We start from the raw sequence: 18678 nt of genomic DNA, 5'->3' as shown, positions 1-18678 counted from the left end.
GTCAGACCTTGCCGACGACCTCGCCGGCGCCGGGCACGTCGTTGACCGAGCGCTGCGGCGGGCCCACGTAGGTCGCGCTGGGGCGGACGAGCCTGCCCGTGCGCTTCTGCTCCAGGATGTGGGCGGCCCAGCCGGCCGTACGGGCGCACGTGAACATGGAGGTGAACATGTGCGCGGGGACCTCGGCGAAGTCGAGGATGATCGCTGCCCAGAACTCCACGTTCGTCGCGAGGACCCGGTCCGGCTTGCGGGCGTGCAGTTCCTCCAGCGCGGCCGTCTCCAGCGCGGCGGCGACCTCGTAACGCGGCGCGCCGAGCTCCTTGGCCGTACGGCGGAGCACGCGGGCACGGGGGTCCTCGGCGCGGTAGACCCGGTGGCCGAAGCCCATGAGCCGCTGGCCCTTGTCCAGCTCGCTCTGGACGTACTTCCTGGCGTCGCCCATCTGCTCGACGCCTTCGATCATGTGCAGCACGCGGGCGGGGGCGCCCCCGTGCAGCGGGCCGGACATCGCGCCCACCGCGCCCGACAGGGCCGCGGCAACGTCGGCTCCTGTCGAGGCGATCACCCGGGCGGTGAACGTGGAGGCGTTCATGCCGTGCTCGGCGGCGGAGGTCCAGTACGCGTCGATGGCCTTGACGTGCTTGGGGTCGGGCTCACCGCGCCAGCGGATCATGAATCGCTCGACGATGCTCTCGGCCTCGTCGACGCGCTTCTGGGGAACCATGGGCAGTCCCAGGCCGCGGGCGGACTGGGCGACGAACGACAGGGCGGTCACCGAGGCGCGCGCGAGGTCGTCGCGGGCCTGGTCGTCGTCCACGTCGAGCAGCGGCCGGAAGCCGAAGGCGGGGGCCAGCATCGCCAGCGCGCTCTGTACGTCGACGCGGATGTCACCGGAGTGGACAGGAACGGGGTACGGCTCCGCCGGGGGCAGGCCCGGCTGGAATTTGTTGTCGACGAGCAGGCCCCAGACGTGTCCATAGGAGACGTTGCCCACAAGCTCTTCGATGTCGACGCCCCGATAACGAAGGGCGCCCCCTTCTTTGTCCGGTTCCGCGATCTCGGTCTCGAAAGCCACCACGCCTTCGAGCCCGGGTTTGAAGTCGGACATACTCGGCCGCCTCCCTCTCTTGTGAAGTCCAAAGCCTTGATGTCGAGATACCGGCGGGTCAATTTAACCCTCAGGGCGTCACTGGTCTGCCCCCGGTCCCTCCCAAACACCGTTCTCCCTGGTAGGGGGCGGTGCGTCAGACATCTGCCAAGCGCGCAACAATACCGTTCCGTGGACAGCGCTTCCCGACTCCCCGGGCTCCGGCACAGCTACGAGGGTGAGCCCCTGCTCGAATCCGACATGGCGGACGATCCGGTGGCGCAGTTCACCCTGTGGTTCGCCGAAGCGGTCGCCGCCGGGCTTCCCGAACCCAACGCCATGATTCTCGCCACCAGCTCCGCCGGGGGCCGTCCCTCGGCCCGGACCGTCCTCCTCAAGGGGTTCGACGAGCGGGGCTTCTCCTTCTTCACCAACTACGAGTCCCGCAAGGGGCGCGACCTCGCCGAGAACCCGCGCGCCTGCCTTCTCTTCCCCTGGCACCCCATCCGGCGTCAGGTCCGCGTGGAGGGCCGCACAGTACGGCTCTCGCGCGACGAGACCGCCGCCTACTTCCACAGCCGCCCGTACGGCTCCCGCATCGGGGCCTGGGCGTCGCGGCAGTCGGCCGTCGTCGGGTCGCGGGAGGAGTTGGACGCCCGTTACCGGGAGCTGGCCGAGCGCTGGCCCGAGGACCCGCCGGTGCCCGACTTCTGGGGTGGCTTCCGGGTGATGCCGTCGGAGGTGGAGTTCTGGCAGGGCCAGACCGACCGCATGCACGACCGGATCCGCTACCGCCTCACCGGGCGCTCCTGGGTCCGCGAGCGCCTCGCCCCCTGAACCCCCGGCTCGTCTGAGCCCCGACCGGCGTGATCATGCACGTGTTCCCGGATGGGCCGTCCCGCGTGGTGGTTTGTGCGGCGTGATCATGCACGACGAGGGCGCGCTCCGCCGGACGGGACACTGCATGATCACGAACAGTGTCGGCGCTCATCACGCCACGAGCGGCGGAATCTGTGCATGATCACGATATGGAAGATCGGACGTCCCTGAGCTTCCCGGGAAACCGTGCATGATCACGGCGACTTTTCGGGGCTCACGCGAGCGTGGCGGCGACCTTGAGGTCGGCGAGGAAGCCCGCGTAAGCCGTGTCCCGGTCCGGCGCGCGCAGGATCGCCGACGGATGGATCGTTGCCACGTAATACGCGCCCTCGCGACGCGGGATGGGCTCGCCGCGGTGCCGGGTCACCAGGAAGGACGGCCCCAGCAAGGCTCGCGCCGCTGTGGCGCCGAGGACCAGCGTCACGGCCGGGTCCACCAGCAGCATCTCGGCGTTGAGCCACGGCCGGCAGGCGTCGATCTCGGCCGCCGTCGGTTTCTGGTGAATTCTTCGCTTGCCGCGCGGCTCGAACTTGAAATGCTTGACCGCGTTGGTCACGTAGACCGTCTCGCGGTCGATTCCCGCTTCTTCCAGCGCCTTATCGAGCATCCGGCCCGCCGGTCCGACGAATGGCGCTCCCTGGTGATCCTCCTGATCGCCCGGCTGCTCGCCCACGAGCATGTAGCGGGCGTCGGGAGCGCCGTCTCCGAACACGGTCTGGGTGGCGTTCCGGTAGAGGTCACAGCCTTCGCAGCAGCGCGCCGCGTCCCGGAGGGCGGGCAGGCTGATCTCCGCCGGAAGGAATCGCTCTGCTCCGATGTTTCCCATCCTAAGTCGCTTCCCCAATAGGGTCGGCTGCGAACACTCAGGGGGTCGTAGCATCGATACAGGACTGGAGGAATTTTGACCGCACACGGCCTGATCGACACAACGGAGATGTATCTCCGCACGATCTTCGAGCTCGAAGAGGAAGGAATCGTTCCGCTGCGCGCGCGCATCGCGGAGCGGTTGCAGCAGAGTGGTCCCACGGTCAGCCAGACGGTCGCGAGGATGGAGCGTGACGGCCTCGTCAAGGTGCAGGGCGACCGCCACCTCACCATGACCGATCTCGGGCGCACGCTGGCCATAAGGGTCATGCGCAAGCACCGCCTGGCCGAGTGCCTGCTGACCCAGGTGATCGGGATGCCCTGGGAAGAGGTCCACATCGAGGCGTGCCGCTGGGAGCACGTGATGTCGGAGTCGGTGGAGACCCGGCTCGTCGGCCTCCTCGACAACCCCCGGGTCTGCCCGCACGGCAATCCCATCCCCGGGCTGGCGGAGCTCGGCGTGGCCGAGTCTGATTTGACCAAGGATGAGCCAGTCTCTCCCATGGCCGATCTTGCAGGCCCGGCGGCGATCCCGGTTGTCGTGCGCCGAATTAGCGAACAAGTGCAAAGCGACCCCGCCGTGATGCTTAAACTCAAGCAAGTTGGGATACAACCCGGACGCGAGGTGACGCTCGCGGCGAGCGACGACGGTGTGCGGGTGACAGGTGACAGCGAAGCGGACGGCACTCTCGCGGAACTCCCGCGCGACGTCGCCGCGCACGTGTTCGTCACCAAGCGATGACCGAAAGAGTTGTGCCTGGTTGAATCCCCATAGGGGGCCCCTCCTCTCCCGCGACATCGCAACCCCTGCAGGAGTGTCCGTGGTCGGCGTAGCGAGCATCCGTCTCCAGGGGGTGGTCGAGGGATGAAACGTTGGGGGGATCTGTCACAGGACACCGCGGATCACCTGACCGCCGGTTCCGTGCTGGACCACGTGGAGATGGCGGTGGTCGTCACCGACAGATTCAGCAACGTTCTCTACTGGAACCCCTTCGCCGAGCGTCTGTTCGGCAGGCCCGGCCTCCCCTCCGGCAAGGAATCCCTCCTCTCCCTGGGAATCATGGAAAAGGACCACCCGCTCGCGGTGGAGCTCGCCAAGCACGTGCTCCGCGGCGGAGTCTGGGAGGGCACCTTCGACGTCGTCCGTGGCGACGGCACCATGATCTACGTCCGGGCCCAGGCCGTGCCGCTGCGGCACCAATCCGGGTCGGTCACCGGGATCGTGATCACCGCCCGCGAGGCGATGCGCAGCAACGAGCGCGAGAAGGACCGCTTCGGCCTGCTTGAGCGCATCGGCGAGCGACTCGCCGGCTCTCTCTACGTGGAGGAGACGCTCAACCGGGTCGCCGAGATGCTGGTGCCCCAGTTCGCCGACCACTGCTTCATCGAGCTGGTGGAGAGCGACCGGCTGGTGCGGAAGGTCTCCACGCACGTGAACGGCTGGTCGCCGCCGCCGGACACCTGGAGGCCGGTGGGCGCCGAGATCAGGTACCCGGCCGGCCACTACGCGGACACCGCGCTGCGCCGCCAGGAGACCATCCTCGTCGAGGACTTCTCCGAGGTCAGCTACCCGTCCCCCAGCGAGGGCGCGGCACGCATCTGCGGTGAGGTCGGCATGACCTCCGCGATAGTCGCGCCGCTGTGTGCCCGCGGGGAGACGCTGGGCCTGATGTATCTCGGCATGTCCAATCTCACCGACCGGCGCTCCCCTCACTACGACGCGTTCGACCGCGACTTCGTGGGCGCCATCGCCACCCGGGTCGCCCTCGCCGTCGACAACGCCCTGCTCTTCGAGGAGGAGCGGCACACCGCCGAGTCGTTCCAGAAGCACCTGCTGCCCCGTGAGCTCCCGTCGCTCGACGGGCTGGAGATCGCCGTCCGCTACTACCCCGCCGCCCCGCTCGCGTCCCACGGGCAGGGCATCCAGACCCAGGTCGGCGGCGACTGGTACGACGTGATCCCGCTGTCGGCCGGACGGGTCGGCATCGTCATCGGCGACGTCGAGGGGAGGGGAGCCAAGGCCGCGGCCGTCATGGGCCAGCTCAGGGCCGCGCTGCGGGCCTTCGCGCAGGACGACAAGCCTCCCGCGGACATCCTCGCCCGTCTCGACGAGTGGACCCGGATCGTCGCCGCGCCCGAGCGCGACGACTTCGGCGCCGACATCACCAACCCCCCGATCGTCACCTGCCAATACCTGGTGTACGACGCGTGGTCGCGGCAGCTCTCCTTCGCCAACGCCGGCCACGCCCCGCCGCTGCTGATCGTGGACGGCACCGTCGCCGAGCTCGACATCACCGAGGTCGGCCAGCCGCTCGGCGTCCGCGCCAAGGGCATGCACGCCGACCTGGTCTACAAGGAGGAGACGCGGGTCCTGCCCCCGGGCGCGACCCTGCTGCTCTACACCGACGGCCTGGTCGACCGGCGCCCGCCGCGCGACTCCGATGGCCCCTCCCTCAGCGAGGACGAGACGCTGCAGATCCTCTGCGACAAGGTCGCGAAGATCTCCGCCGAGCCGGTCGAGCGCATCGCCGACGTCGCCACCATCGCCGTTCCCGGCGAGATCGACGACGACATGGCCATCCTGGTCGTACGGTCGGTCGGGACCGAGCTCGAGTTCGAGGAGCAGACGTTCCCCGCCCAGCCGATCATGGTGAGCGAGGCGCGGCGCATGGCGTCCGAGGCGTTCGCGAGCTGGCAGGTGCCCGAGGAGCGCGTCGAGCTCGCCTGCCTGCTCGTCTCCGAGGTCGTGACCAACGTGGTGCTGCACGCGGCCAGCGCGAGCATCCCGCGCCGTGAGCTCGTGCTCGACGGACCGCCGCTGCCGTTCGACGAGTCCTGGGACGTGCCGGGCTTCGAAGAGGAGATCGCCGGGGACAAGGAGTTCACCCTGCGGCTCCGCCGGGGCAGGGAGTCCATCTGGGTCGAGGTCTTCGACCAGGACCTGCGGCTGCCCCGCATCCGCAGCGCCGGGGAGAACGACGAGGGCGGCCGCGGCCTCTACCTCGTCGACCAGCTCGCCAAGCGCTGGGGTTCCCGCCCGACCCGCGAGGGCAAGGCCGTCTGGTTCGAAATCCCCATCGGCGGCCGCTGACGGGCGTCCTCGCCGGCGAGGGTGTTGAGGTTGCCGCCCGGCTTGCGGGGGCGAGTTATGCGTTTTCGATCGGGGGTGCTTCAGCGGGCGTGCCCTATGTGGTGGGTCGCTTCCCCCCTTGACCGGCGCTGCGCTCCTCGTCCCGCTGTGCTCCGTCTCTCCTGGAAACTGCCGTGTGTTCCTTGGTCTGCGCCGATTCGGGTGCTTGACTCGCAGGTATGGAGCTCGCCTACGAACGGCGTGGCAGTGGCTCACCGCTGGTCCTGCTGCACGGCATCGGCCATCACCGGCAGGGCTGGCTGCCCGTCCTCGATCTGCTCGCGGAGCGGCACGACGTCATCGCGGTCGATTTTCCCGGGTTCGGGGAGTCGCCCCCGCTGCCGTCCGGCCTGCCGTACAACGCCGAGACGCTGGGCGTCGCGGTCGAGGAGTTCTGGACGCGGCTCGGCCTGAAGGACCCGCACGTCGCGGGCAACTCGCTCGGAGGCTACGTCGCGCTGGACTTCGCCTCTCGTGGGGCCGTCCGTACGGCTGTCGCGCTGTCGCCGGCGGGCTTCTGGTCCAGGGCCGAGCACCTCTACGCACGGACCATGCTGCGGGTGTTGCGCGCGTCGGTGAGCGCCACTCCACCTGGAGCCGCGACCGCGCTGGCCTCGTCGAAAGCCGGCAAGGCGGTGGCGATGGGGATGCTGGTGGCCAAGCCTTCCCAGATCTCCGCTCAGGCCATGCTGGCGGCGGCCGAGGCCCTTCGCGAATGCCCGGGGTTCGACGAGACGCTGGAGTCGTTCGCCTGGGTCGCGCCCCCTGCTCCGCCCAAGGTCCCCATCACCATCGCCTGGGGAGAGCATGATCGGCTGCTGCCGCGCCGCCAGGCCGTACGGGCGGCGCGGTGGGCACAGCAGCGAGTCACGTTGCTGCCCGGCTGCGGTCACGTGCCGATGAGCGACGACCCGGCGCTCGTGGCGAAGGTGATCCTCTATAGCACTCGTGACTAGCCCGCGCGCGGGCGGGGATCGGGCCGCATACTGATCAGCATGGACCCCGGACTCATCCTTCTGGTCTTCCTGGCGTTCCTGTTCGCGTGGTTGCTGAACCGGGTGCGCAGGTTCTTCCGGCTGAGCCCGGTGGCCTATGCGGGCGTCGTGATCGTGTTCGTGCTGGTCATGCTGGCCATCTGGGGACAGCAGTTCCGCTGAGCGTGAGCCGTACGACGGGTTAGAAGCCGAAGGACCGGCCGATGATCTCCTTCATGATCTCGGTGGTGCCGCCGTAGATCGTCTGGACCCGGCTGTCCAGCCAGGCCTTGGCCACGGGGTATTCCATCATGTAGCCGTAGCCGCCGTGGAGCTGGAGACAGCGGTCGATGAGCTTGGTCTGCAGCTCGGTGGTCCACCACTTCGCCTTCGCGGCGTCAACGGCAGAGAGCTCCTTGGCGTTGAGAGCGAGGATGCACTTGTCGACATAGTGGCGGGCGATTTCGACCTCGGTGGCCAGCTCCGCCAGCACGAACCGGGTGTTCTGGAACTGGCCGATGTTCTTGCCGAAGGCCTTGCGGTTCTTGCAGTACTCGATGGTCGCCTCCAGGACCGCCTCCGCCGAGGCGACCGCCCCGACCGCGATCGACAGCCGCTCCTGTGGCAGGTTGTGCATGAGCTGGAAGAAGCCCTGGCCGTCCTCGTCACCGAGGCGGTTGGCCACAGGGACGCGGACGTTCTCGAAGAACAGCTCGGCCGTGTCCTGGGCGTGCATGCCGACCTTCTCCAGGTTGCGGCCGCGGGTGAAGCCCTCCATGCCCCGCTCGACGACCAGCAGCGTGGTGCCACGGGCGCCGGCCGTCGGGTCGGTCTTGGTGACGACCACGACGAGGTCGGAGTTGATGCCGTTCGTGATGAACGTCTTCTGGCCGTTGACCACGTAGTGGTCGCCGTCCCTGATCGCCGTGGTGCGGACGCCCTGCAGGTCGCTGCCCGCCCCCGGCTCGGTCATCGCGACGGCCGTGATCAGCTCGCCGGACGCGAAGCCCGGCAGCCAGCGCTGCTTCTGCTCGTCGTTGGTCATGTCCACGAAGTAGGGGGCCATGACGTCGTTGTGCAGCGAGAAGCCGAGACCGGTCGCGCCGATACGGATGATCTCCTCGGCGATGACGGTGTTGTAGCGGTAGTCCGTGATGCCCGACCCGCCGAACTCCTCCGGCACGGCGAAGCCGAACATCCCCAGCTCGCCGGCCTTCTTCCAGACCTCGCGGGGCACGATGCCGTCCTTCTCCCATTGCGGGTGGTGCGGGACCACCTCACGCGCGAGGAACTCACGAACGGTGTCGCGGAAGAGCAGGTGCTCCTCCTCGAAGAGGTCACGCCGCATGGATACGCCTTCCGGCTCGGAGGTTGATGCCGCGAACAGAATACGATTCTGGTCCTCGTGGGTCGATCGCCAGGCGGCGGTTTGCCCTCGTCTTGGGGCCATGTCGTATTACAACTCCGCCACCATCGCCCCGAAGGACTCATGGGCCGCGTTTATAGCCCCATAAGATCTACTTTCGGTTTACTGTCGGTCGCCTGCGCGGCCAGGCTTCGCGATCGGGAGCATGCGTGATGCGGTGGAGAGCTGGACGGCGGAGAACCCTCGCCGCCGCGATCGTCAGCGTGGCGGGAGGGGCGCTCCTCGCACTCCCCCTGGCCTCGGCCAAGGCGGAGACCGTTCAGGTCGATCTCAACTACAACTGCACTGGCGGAGTCGCCGGACCCTCCGGCGTGAACCTGAAGGTGACCCTCACCCTGCAGACCGCGCTGACCGCGGGGCAGCCGCTCGACATCAAGTGGGGCGTCGCTTACAGGGACGGCACTCGCTTCCTTTCCCCTGGTCTGTTCCAGCCGGGCGCCCGTGTCTCCGCGACCGGCGTGGTGGACATCAACGGGCCGTGGGCGGGCAAGCTGGACTCCCTCGGGTCGAAGGATCAGGCGCTGCTTCAAAATGGGGGCGCGCTGGCCTTGCCCGACCTGATCTCCGGGGCTGTCGCCACGACCGCCGAGGGCGAAATCGAGATCGTGCCTCGTCGGCTCCTGCTCGACTTCACCCCGCCCGCGTCCGAAGCAGTGGTCAACGATGACGACCCGGCGGTGACCTACGGTCCGAACTGGACGGACTACAACGACCGGGACGGCAACATCGGGGACGTCCATGTGGACGTGCACGCCAGCCAGGTGATGGGGGCCGAGGCGGCCTTCAAGTTCACCGGGACGGGCGTCGACTTCATTTCCGAGCAGTCCAATCAGGCGGGACAGGTCCAGTTCCTCGTGGACGGACAGCCCGGCATCCCGGCCACTGCGGACGCGTCCAAAGAGCACGACGGCAGTCCGGTCCTGGTCGCGAACAAGGGCAACTACACGCTCTGGGGCATGCGGGGCCTGCCGTACAAGGAACACACGCTCACGGTGAAGAAGCTCGACACCAGGTGGGCCATGGTGGACGGCTTCAAAGCCGTCACCGAACAGCTCGTGGACCCGCCGAAGCAGTTCCGCGCGGAATGCAAGCCGGTGAAGAAGCCCACGGCCATCCGGGTCAATGTGGGCGGGACCGCCAGCCCTTCTATTAGCCCGTCCGACTCGATCAGTGGTTCGCCCAGCGTTACTCCGTCGGGCAGCGTGACCCCCACCGGCACTCCGACTCCTACGGGTACTGGCAGTCACAGCCCCAGCCCGTCGACCTCGAACACGCAGAGCCAGCTCACCACTGTGGTGGTGCTCGGCACTCCCACGCCGACGGCGACCACCACGGTCACGCTGACCGCGACGCCGACCGTCGCTCAGGTCAAGGTCACGCCGAAGGGCGGGGCTCAGACGGGTGAGGCTCCGGTCGCCAACGCGTCGGGGCGGCTGCTCGTCGGGTCGGGAAGCGTGATGCTGCTCGTCGGAGTGCTCAGTGGCGTGGCACTTCTCAGGCGCAGAGCCGCGCACGCCGGTGACCGGTCCGAGACGGTCTGAGGGGGATGACGACGATGAACTCCACTCCTGACGGCGACGCTCCCACCCCCGAGGCCGGGAACCCGACTCCCGCTGCCGGAAACCCGGCTGCGGCTGGGAACCCGGCTCCGGGCGGCGGAGAGCCGGCTTCTGCCGGAACCCCCGCTCCGGCGGGCGTACAGCCGGCTGCTGCGCAGGGGCAGCCGGCTCCTGCTGGCGGCGTTGTCACCGAAGGCGTGAGCCGTACGAAGCGGGCGCGTAAGCCGTTGCCCCGGCCCGTGCTCGCGACGCTGCTTGTCGGCGGGTCGTTCGGCGGGATCGTGGCGATCATGGCGGGGATGCTCGCCGTGCTGTCCCCGGCGCCGCAGAGTGATTCCGGCCCGCTGCCCGGGCTTCCGGTGAACATCCAGGAGGCGGGTCAGGTCGCGGCCTACCTACCGCCGACGGTCGGGCCTGGCGGGCCCGGCGTGCCGTTGACGGCCGCTGCCCCGACGGCGCCGCCGCCGATGCCCGCGCTCCAGCCGTTCCCGCCGCTAACGTTGACGACGACCACCGCGTCGTCCTCAACGACCCCGTTGACGTCGACCTCGACGACCGGGAAGTCTTCCGGCAAGATCGCTTCAGGGCGGCCGGTCAAGATCCGGATTCCGGCGATCGGCGTGTTCGCGCCGGTCGGGCGGGTCGGTGTGCGGAAGGACGGCCAGATCCAGCCTCCTCCGCTGAACAGGCCCAACCTCACCGGCTGGTACCGCCTCGGGCCCGCCCCAGGAGACCAGGGCCCGGCCGTCATCCTCGGCCACGTGAACACGAGGAGCGGGTCGGCCGTCTTCAACCGGCTGCGCGAACTCAAGCGGGGCAACAAGATCGCGGTGCTCCGCGCGGACGGGAAGACCGCCACATTCACGGTCGACGGTGTGGAGCAGGTCAGCAAGAGGGCGTTCCCGACGACGCGGGTCTACGGCAACACGATCACGGCCGCGCTGCGGCTCGTCACCTGTGGCGGCGTCTACAACGCCAAGGCGCATTCCTACACCGACAACATCATCGTGTACGCAACGCTCACCTCGGTCAAAGGGAAGTGACGGCATTCGATCATGACGATAGTGCTGTCAAACGGCCCGGATAGCAGCACTAACGTCATGATCGATTAGCGGATGGGCGTCGCTTCGGGCGACAGCCGTACGTTGATCTTGACCCCGTGGCAGTCTCAGCGGGTGCCGCGCAGCTCGCGATCTCCCCACGCGTTGTCGAAGGGGCCGTTTCTGGGCTCCGCCGCGATTCGCGCGGGCTTGGTGACGAAGGCGCAGCTTCGCGGATCTGGATGGATCCGGATTTATCGAGACGTGTACGTTCACCGAGCTGTTTCCGTCGTGTCGCCATCCCCGGCACCCACATCCACTGACACGGGCGTCGACGACGACGATGACGACGGCGACGGCGACGCTATGACAGAAATCTGTGGGTATTTCATGACAGAGTTGTGGTGAAAGGCTCCGATCGGCCGGAGTAGTCCATAGGATCTCTACCTAACCGTGACCGTATGCTGGGATGCTGGTACGCCTGTTAGTGCAGGGACTTGGAATGGGAGAGGATCAGTGCTGAAGTCGAAGGCACGGCGTCGTATCGCCAAGAAGGCGGCCGCAGCCGGAGTAGTCAGCGCAGGAGTCCTTCTCGGTGGCTTCCCCGCGGCCGCGGCTCTTCTGGAGCCCAAGCCCGTCACGTACACATGTGGCACTACGGACGTCAAGTTCGGAGTGGACCTCGCCGGACCGGTCACCGCGCCGACGCCCAACGGCCCCGCTGTCGTGACGTGGAAGATCTCCCAGCCGGCCACGGCTCCCAGCCTTCTGGCCACCTCCGGGATCGCCACCACCGAGCAGGTGGTCATGGATGGGCAACTGACCTTCACCGGTGCTCCCATCGCGGCTCAGCCGCTCACCAAGTCGGCGACCGCCTCTTCTGTGCCCGTGGCGTCGGTGACGGCCCAGGCGCCGATGCCCATTCCGACCATCCTCGTCACCGTGACTCCGACGGCGACGGGAACCTTCGCCGTCAAGCCCGGCCAGTTCATCCTCAAGGTGGGTCCGACCGCCGCCGGCAGCACCCCGACAGCCTGGTACACCTGCACGGTCAAGACGACAACCGAAGCGGACGCCGCGGCGGCGACCATCACGGTGTCGCCGGCCGCGACGACGAGTACGAGTACGAGTCCGACGCCCACTAACACGTCTCCGAGTGCCACGCCGACGAGTCCGCGGCCTACGCGGACGGTGTACACGACTGTGACGGCCAAGCCGCACAAGACCACTCAGGTGACGCACACGCCTGGGGGCGGGGCCGCCACGGGTGGCGGTGGAGAGATGGGGCCGGACGGACGTGTCCTCGTGCTCAGCGGCACGGCGTTGATCCTGGCCGCGGCCACCGGCGGACTGATGCTGCGTGCGCGACGCCGTGCCGTACGGCATTAGGACCCGGCGATGACCACGCCACCGCCGGGGCAGTACCCACCCGGCCAGCCGGGGCCGCCCTTCGGCCCTGGTGATCCGCGTGTGCAGGGTTATCCACAGCCTGTGTACGGCCAGCCGATCTACCAGCCCGTCATGCTGCCCCAGCAGCCGCCACAGCGGCCTGAAGAGCCGCGCGTCAGCGGGACCCAGGCGATGCGCGGCGTGCTCATCCTGGCGGCCGTCGCCGGCGTGGTGACCGTCGTCGTCGGGATGCTCTTCATGATCAGCTCTCCCGACGAGTACGCCCCGACGGAGCGTACGATGCTGGCGAGGCAGGGAGGGCCAGGGGGGCTCGCTCCCACGGTCGGCCCCGGAGGCGTCGGACAGCCGTTGACCCAGGCGGTCGCCACCGCGCCCCCTCCCGTGCCCACCGAGCCCCCGGCTCCGGCGATGCAGCCGTCCACGCCCAAGCGCCTGATCGTGCCGAGGCTGGGCATCAACGCACAGATCAGATCGGTGGGCACGGACAAGAGCGGCGCCATCGAGACTCCACCGATCGGCAATCCCAATCTGGTCGGCTGGTACCGGGGTGGTCCCACCGCGGGCGAGGCGGGCCCGGCCGTCATGCTCGGGCACAAGGACACCACCACGCGCAGCGCCGTGTTCAGCCGTCTCCATGAGATCCACAACGGAGACAAGATCGAGGTCGTCCGCCTCGACGGGACGGTGGCGATCTTCACCGTCGGCGGCGTCGAGCAGGCGAACAAGCAGACCTTCCCCACCAACCGGGTGTACGGCCCGCGCGACAACGCCGAGCTACGGTTGATCACGTGTGGCGGCACCTACAACCGCAATACCGGCCATTACGTGGACAACGTCATCGTCTACGCGGTGATGACCGGCACGCGTCTCGCCGCCGGTAAGTCCTGATCGGGATCGGGGTTACCGGAACTGCTCGTGGATCGCGATTCGGGGGGCTATCGTCTCTTCGACCGATCACGAGGAGGGCCCTGTGGGCTGGTTGTCGAATCTCCTGCTGCCGGGCCGGCTGCGCACAGGACCGACGGTGCTGCTGCCCGCCCGCCCCGACCCCAAGACGCTGCTGGCGATCGCCCAGCTCGCGGATCCGGATGCCCGGCTCGACGGCGACGACATCGTGGCGGGCGGGTCGAGGATCTTCGCCGCTCTCGAGTTGACCGGTGAGATCCTGGCCAAGCTCGGCGTGGGCGACGAGGACCGGCTCTGGGCCTGCCGCGTCGCCGCGGAGGGGCCACTACCGGTGAACTTCTTCGACAAGACCCTGGCCGAGGGCATCGCCTACCGCCTCGGCGGCTGGTCCCTGTGCCAGGGTGAGCCGACCGACCTCAGCGACAGCGATCTCCGGGCCGCTGTCGTCTACCTGCCGGCCGCGCCCGCTCCGGAGGAGGCCATCGGTCTGCTCGGAGAGCTTCTCCGGCCGGCCGATTCCGCGGACCCCGACCGCTGGCCCGACGGACAACTGGTCGACGGGATCGTGCATGTCGCCGTGAACGGCGGCGGGGTGGCCGACATCTACGCGGGAGCGGACACGGTCGTCACGATCGAGGAGGGCCACAAGATCCCGCCAGCTGCCCGAGTCCGCTGGCCGTACCTCACCGAGATCGTCGTCGCGAAGCTCTCCGCGATCGAGCCGAAGCACGAGCTCAAGCCCGAGCTCAAGACCGAGCCCGGCCTCGATGCCGACGCTGAGGACGTTCATGCCGAGGCGGAGATCGACCCCCGGCCCGAGACGGTGACCGACGCCGAGAACACATCCGGCGATGAGAGCACGTCCGGCGATGAGGGGGAGACGGCGAGCGATGCCGGCGTGGCGGCGACCGATGAGGACGGCAAGGGCGTGAGGGATGACACGGCGCTGCTCGAACGGGCGGCCGTCGCGCTCGCCGTCGCCGACCGCCTCCAGGGGATCGCGACCGATCAGGGCGCCTTCCAACTCGCCGAGCCCGAGGACATCCTCCCCGGCCGTTACTCCTGAGCCCAGACGCCTCCAGAGCCGCCCAGAGTGGCCGAAGATCCCGTGAGAGTGGCCGGGGCCCGCGAGCGGACCCGTACAAGCGTGGACGAAAGTTCTGATGTAACCTCTCACTAACCGAACATTGCTCGGTTTCCTATGGAGGCACTGTGGCAGAGGCGTACATCGTCGGGGCGGTCCGCACCCCGGTCGGCAAGAAGAAGGGCGGGCTCTCCACCGTCCACCCGACCGACCTGGCCGCTCACACTCTCTCGGCGCTCGTCGAGCGCACCGGCGTCGACCCGTCCGCCGTGGAAGACGTGATCATGGGCTGCGTCATGCAGTTCGGTCCGCAGTCGATGGACATCGCGCGCAATGCCTGGCTCAGCGCCGGCCTCCCGGAGACCGTGGCCGGTGTCACCATCGACCGTCAGTGCGGTAGCTCGCAGCAGGCCGTTCACTTCGCGGCGCAGGGAGTGCTCTCCGGCACGCAGGACCTCGTCGTCGCCGCCGGCGTGGAGTCGATGTCGATCGTCCCCATGGGATCGAGCATCACGGCGGCGCTGGAGAAGGGCATGCCGTTCCCCTTCGGCGACAATTGGGTCGAGCGGTACGGCACGCAGGAGATCTCCCAGTTCCGCGGCGCCGAGCTGATGTGCGAGAAGTGGGGCCTGAAGCGCGACCAGCTTGAGCAGTTCGCCTATGAGAGCCACCAGCGGGCCGCCAAGGCCATCGCCAACGGCTACTTCAAGGACCAGATCGCGCCCATCAACGGCGTCGAGGACGACGAGGGCCCCCGGCCCGACACGACGTTGGAGAAGATGGCCCAGCTGAAGACCCTGCGCGAGGGCGGCCAGATCACGGCGGCCACGTCGTCGCAGATCTCGGACGGCTCGGGCGCCCTGCTCATCGCCTCCGAGCAGGCCGTCCGCGACCACGGCCTGACCCCGCGCGCCCGGATCGTCACGCTGGCCCTGACCGGAGACGACCCCGTCTACATGCTGACCGCGCCCATCCCGGCCACGCGGAAGGCGCTCAAGAAGGCGGGGCTCACCATCGAGGACATCGACGTCATCGAGATCAACGAGGCGTTCGCCCCCGTGCCGCTCGCGTGGCTCGCGGAGATCGGCGCCGACCCGGCGCGGACCAACCCGAACGGCGGCGCGATCGCCCTCGGCCACCCGCTCGGCGGCACCGGCGCCATCCTGATGACCAAGTTGCTGCACGAGCTTGAGCGCACGGGCGGCCGTTACGGCCTTCAGACGATGTGCGAGGGCGGCGGCCAGGCCAACGTGACCATCATCGAGCGTCTCTGATCTCAGCCGGCACGGAGAGTACGGCATGCCACCTCGTGGTGGCCAGGAGTCGTATGAACAGCGCCGTACTAACAGCGCCGTACTAACAACGCGAAGGGCACCCCGGGCGGACCAGGGGTGCCCTTCTGTATTCACTTGGGGCCGAAAGCCGCCCCGGTCACTTGGTCACTTGGGCCGAGCACTGACCCGGTTGCCTGGTTACTTCGGCCGGGGCAGCCTGCGGGGCTGGCGCATCGGGCGCACCGGCATCACCGGCGCCGGCATCTGGCGCGGCGGCTGCGGCGCGTGCCGCTGAGGTACGGCCCGCTGTGGCTGTGGCTGTGGCTGTGGCTGAGTCTGGGGCGTACGCGGCAGGCCCTTGCCACGTTTGCTGGACACGCGGATATGCATACGGGATCTCCTTGCGAATGGGAACGCGGCACGAGGTGCCGTCACTCAGCTGCCGCGTCGGGGAAGGACAGGGCCAGAAAGCTGAGTCGCGACCGATCAGCCGGGCAGGTCGGACACACGATGAGCCGGATGGGCCGGCCGCATCGGTGACATCTGCCGGATCGGTTGGATCAACCGATCAGCGGTCGCCGTAGAGAATCCACATGCCGTGACCGTAACAACTGCCGTCGTGGGCGGCCAACTGGTTTTCCAAGGCGCCAAGAGCGCCTTCCTGAGGCTCTCCAAGTGAGGTCCAAGTCAGGCCGAAGGTCTTGGCAAGTGTGGCCGTGTCTACTGATTCACGTCACCGACAAGCATGGACACACCAGGAGATATCAATGAAGATCACCCGCACGCTCAAGCGCTCCGCCGCGGTTCTCGCCACCACCGCCGTCGCCGTGACCACTTTCGGCGTCCTGTCCACCCCGGCGAACGCCATGGCCCCCGAGTGGTACCCCTGCTACATCAAGGGCCACGGCTGGATGTGGTGCCTGGACGTGTGATCCCCCGCCCGGGATCCCCATCAGACGATGAGACCGCCCCACGCCGTGGGGCGGTCTTTCCGTTCTCACACGGTCTCACACGGTCTCACGCGGTCTCACACGCTCTCACCGTGGTGTCACCCCGGCCTCGTACGGCTCTCGCCTGCGGCTGGCTGAGCTCAGCGGACGTGGCGGTGGACGTCCTCGGCCGTAGCCGGGCCGGGCCGCGCCGGTGCGATCCAGGGGCCGTCGAGCGAGGGATCGAGGATGCCCTCCTCCACGAACGCGTATCGCCCGTTCAGCACGCGCCGGGCCAGCCGTACATCGCGGAAGTCGGAGTTGTCCCACAGCCGGTGGAACAGCGCGTCGGCGCGCAGCCGGGCCTGGTTGCAGAAGGTGTCCGCGACCTCGTACGGCTTGCAGCCGAGGTCGGTGGCGTCCTCCTGGGCCCGGATGCAGACGGCGGTGATGGCGAAGAGTTCGGCCCCGATGTCGACGATCCGGGAGAGGAAGCCCTGCTTGTGCTCCAGCTTCCCCTGCCAGCGGGACATCCCGTAGAACGTCGACCGGGCGAGCTTGCGGCTGGTCCGCTCGACGTAGCGCAGGTGATGGGCGAGCGCGCCGAACTCGGCGTACGACGTGGGCAACTGCCCGGGCCCGGCGAGGAGGCCGGGCAGCCACTTGGCGTAGAAGCCGCCCGCCCGGGTGGCCGCCCTTCCCTTGGCCCTGAGGTCGGCCTTGGGATTGATGAGGTCACCCGCGACCGACAGGTGTGCGTCCACGGCCTCGCGGGCGATGAGCAGATGCATGATCTCGGTGGAGCCTTCGAAGATGCGGTTGATCCGGAGGTCTCGGAGCATCTGCTCGGCGGGGACGCCGCGCTCGCCGCGGGCGTGCAGCGACTCGGCGGTCTCGTAGCCGCGCCCGCCCCTGACCTGGACCAGCTCGTCCGCGACCCGCCAGGCCATCTCCGACCCGTAAAGCTTGGCCAGGGCCGCCTCGATGCGGATGTCGTTACTCTCGTCGTCGGCCAGGCGTCCGGTGAGGTCCACGACGGCTTCGAGGGCGTAAGCCGTACAGGTGATGAAGGAGATCTTGCGGGCGACCGCCTCGTGCTCGCCGACCGGGCGGCCCCACTGGATGCGCTCCATGCCCCACTCGCGGGCGATCTTCGTCGCCCACTTGGCCGTGCCCGCGCAGCTCGCGGGGAGCGAGAGGCGGCCGGTGTTCAGGGTGGTCAGGGCGATCTTCAGGCCCTGTCCCTCGCGGCCGATGAGGTTCTCCACCGGCACGCGGACCTGGTCGAACCGGGTCACGCCGTTCTCGATGCCGCGCAGGCCCATGAACGCGTTGCGGTGTTCGACCGTGATGCCGGGAGCGTCGGCCTCGACCACGAAGGCGGAGATCTTCGAACCCGTCCTCGCCATCACGACGAGCAGATCGGCGATGACGCCGTTGGTGGTCCAGAGCTTGACGCCGTCGAGCACGTAGGAGTCGCCGTCACGGACAGCCGTCGTCGCGAGCCGGGCCGGGTCGGAGCCCACGTCGGGCTCGGTGAGCAGGAACGCGGAGATCTCCCCCCGGGCGCATCGGGGAAGGAACTTCCGCTTCTGCTCGGGCGTCCCGAAGAGCCTCAGCGGCTGCGGGACCCCGATGGACTGGTGAGCCGACAGGAGCGCGCTCAGGGCGGGGGAGTACGACGCGGTGAGCTGGAGCGCCCGGCAGTAGTACAGGTGGCTCAGACACAGCCCGCCGTACTCCTCCTCGATCGTCATGCCGAACGCGCCGATGGCGGCGAGACCCCTGATCACCTCATCGGGGATGACGGCTGAGCGCTCGATGACCGCCGGGTCGACCTTGACCTGCAGGAACTTCCGCAGCGCGCGGAGGAAGTCCTCGCCCTTCTTCGTCTCCTCCTCGCTCAACCGCGGTGCGGGGTGGACGAGGTCGAGCCTGAAGTCTCCGAGGAAGAGCTGCTTCGCGAAGCTGGGGCGGGCCCACTCCTTCTCGCGGGCCTGCTCGGCGACTTCCCGTGCCTTGGCGTAATCGGTCATCGCGGCCTCCCTGAGGCGGTGGATGACTTCGACGTTACGCCGGGTTATTACTCGCGAGTAATCTGCCCCCGGCCGGACAG

At 68.5% G+C, this 18678-nt stretch carries 17 protein-coding genes; 13 read left to right on the top strand and 4 right to left on the bottom strand.

Annotated elements, in window-relative coordinates; all coding sequences use genetic code 11:
- Position 1: 1 nt before the first annotated feature.
- Positions 2-1108: a citrate synthase 2 gene (locus ABH927_RS11390; RefSeq protein WP_370020601.1), complete on the bottom strand. Its 1107-nt coding sequence runs from the start codon at positions 1106-1108 to the stop codon at positions 2-4.
- 171 nt (positions 1109-1279) lie between these two features.
- Between ABH927_RS11390 and pdxH the strand changes: the two genes are divergently transcribed.
- The gene (pdxH, locus tag ABH927_RS11385; RefSeq protein ID WP_370020599.1) at positions 1280-1924 is read left to right on the top strand and encodes a pyridoxamine 5'-phosphate oxidase; all 645 of its coding nucleotides are present in this window, start codon (positions 1280-1282) and stop codon (positions 1922-1924) included.
- 256 nt (positions 1925-2180) lie between these two features.
- Here the strand turns inward: pdxH and ABH927_RS11380 are convergent, their stop codons facing one another.
- Positions 2181-2792, bottom strand: a complete 612-nt coding sequence (locus tag ABH927_RS11380; protein ID WP_370020597.1) for a UdgX family uracil-DNA binding protein — start codon at positions 2790-2792, stop codon at positions 2181-2183.
- Between the two features lie 75 nt (positions 2793-2867).
- On the opposite strand from ABH927_RS11380, the gene ABH927_RS11375 reads away from it, so the two are divergent.
- The 4 genes from ABH927_RS11375 to ABH927_RS11360 all read left to right on the top strand — a co-directional run bounded on the left by ABH927_RS11375 (position 2868) and on the right by ABH927_RS11360 (position 7117).
- The gene (locus ABH927_RS11375; RefSeq protein ID WP_370020595.1) at positions 2868-3572 is read left to right on the top strand and encodes a metal-dependent transcriptional regulator; all 705 of its coding nucleotides are present in this window, start codon (positions 2868-2870) and stop codon (positions 3570-3572) included.
- Between the two features lie 123 nt (positions 3573-3695).
- Positions 3696-5921, top strand: a complete 2226-nt coding sequence (locus ABH927_RS11370) for a SpoIIE family protein phosphatase (RefSeq protein WP_370020593.1) — start codon at positions 3696-3698, stop codon at positions 5919-5921.
- A gap of 218 nt (positions 5922-6139) precedes the next feature.
- Entirely contained in the window at positions 6140-6916 is a 777-nt protein-coding gene (locus ABH927_RS11365) for an alpha/beta fold hydrolase (protein WP_370020591.1), read from the top strand.
- Between the two features lie 39 nt (positions 6917-6955).
- Complete coding sequence (locus ABH927_RS11360) at positions 6956-7117, top strand: hypothetical protein (RefSeq protein WP_370020589.1); 162 nt, start codon at positions 6956-6958, stop codon at positions 7115-7117.
- A gap of 19 nt (positions 7118-7136) precedes the next feature.
- On the opposite strand, the gene ABH927_RS11355 is transcribed toward ABH927_RS11360, so the two are convergent.
- Positions 7137-8282 carry an acyl-CoA dehydrogenase family protein gene (locus ABH927_RS11355; RefSeq protein ID WP_370020587.1) on the bottom strand — a complete coding sequence of 382 codons (1146 nt, stop codon included), beginning with the start codon at positions 8280-8282 and terminating at the stop codon, positions 7137-7139.
- 230 nt (positions 8283-8512) lie between these two features.
- Between ABH927_RS11355 and ABH927_RS11350 the strand changes: the two genes are divergently transcribed.
- The 8 genes from ABH927_RS11350 to ABH927_RS11315 all read left to right on the top strand — a co-directional run bounded on the left by ABH927_RS11350 (position 8513) and on the right by ABH927_RS11315 (position 16565).
- Positions 8513-9901, top strand: coding sequence for a hypothetical protein (locus tag ABH927_RS11350; protein WP_370020585.1), 1389 nt, complete (start codon positions 8513-8515; stop codon positions 9899-9901).
- Positions 9902-9915: 14 nt separating this feature from the next.
- A complete protein-coding gene (locus tag ABH927_RS11345; protein WP_370020583.1) occupies positions 9916-10962 on the top strand; it encodes a class F sortase in 1047 nt (348 codons plus the stop codon).
- A gap of 513 nt (positions 10963-11475) precedes the next feature.
- Complete coding sequence (locus tag ABH927_RS11340) at positions 11476-12348, top strand: hypothetical protein (protein ID WP_370020581.1); 873 nt, start codon at positions 11476-11478, stop codon at positions 12346-12348.
- A gap of 9 nt (positions 12349-12357) precedes the next feature.
- Complete coding sequence (locus ABH927_RS11335; protein ID WP_370020579.1) at positions 12358-13257, top strand: class F sortase; 900 nt, start codon at positions 12358-12360, stop codon at positions 13255-13257.
- An 82-nt stretch (positions 13258-13339) separates the two neighbouring features.
- A complete protein-coding gene (locus tag ABH927_RS11330) occupies positions 13340-14341 on the top strand; it encodes a hypothetical protein (RefSeq protein WP_370020577.1) in 1002 nt (333 codons plus the stop codon).
- 146 nt (positions 14342-14487) lie between these two features.
- Positions 14488-15633: an acetyl-CoA C-acetyltransferase gene (locus ABH927_RS11325; protein ID WP_370020575.1), complete on the top strand. Its 1146-nt coding sequence runs from the start codon at positions 14488-14490 to the stop codon at positions 15631-15633.
- 169 nt (positions 15634-15802) lie between these two features.
- A complete protein-coding gene (locus ABH927_RS11320; protein ID WP_370020573.1) occupies positions 15803-15928 on the top strand; it encodes a hypothetical protein in 126 nt (41 codons plus the stop codon).
- A gap of 472 nt (positions 15929-16400) precedes the next feature.
- Positions 16401-16565 carry a hypothetical protein gene (locus tag ABH927_RS11315; RefSeq protein ID WP_370020571.1) on the top strand — a complete coding sequence of 55 codons (165 nt, stop codon included), beginning with the start codon at positions 16401-16403 and terminating at the stop codon, positions 16563-16565.
- Between the two features lie 158 nt (positions 16566-16723).
- On the opposite strand, the gene ABH927_RS11310 is transcribed toward ABH927_RS11315, so the two are convergent.
- Positions 16724-18598: an acyl-CoA dehydrogenase family protein gene (locus ABH927_RS11310; RefSeq protein WP_370020569.1), complete on the bottom strand. Its 1875-nt coding sequence runs from the start codon at positions 18596-18598 to the stop codon at positions 16724-16726.
- Between the last annotated feature and the right edge of the window lie 80 nt (positions 18599-18678).

The organism is Planotetraspora sp. GP83 (assembly GCF_041262585.1).
Lineage (GTDB): Bacteria > Actinomycetota > Actinomycetes > Streptosporangiales > Streptosporangiaceae > JAOEGB01.
The sequence above is the reverse complement of the archived record's forward strand: the minus strand, read 5'-3'. Positions and strand labels throughout refer to the sequence as shown.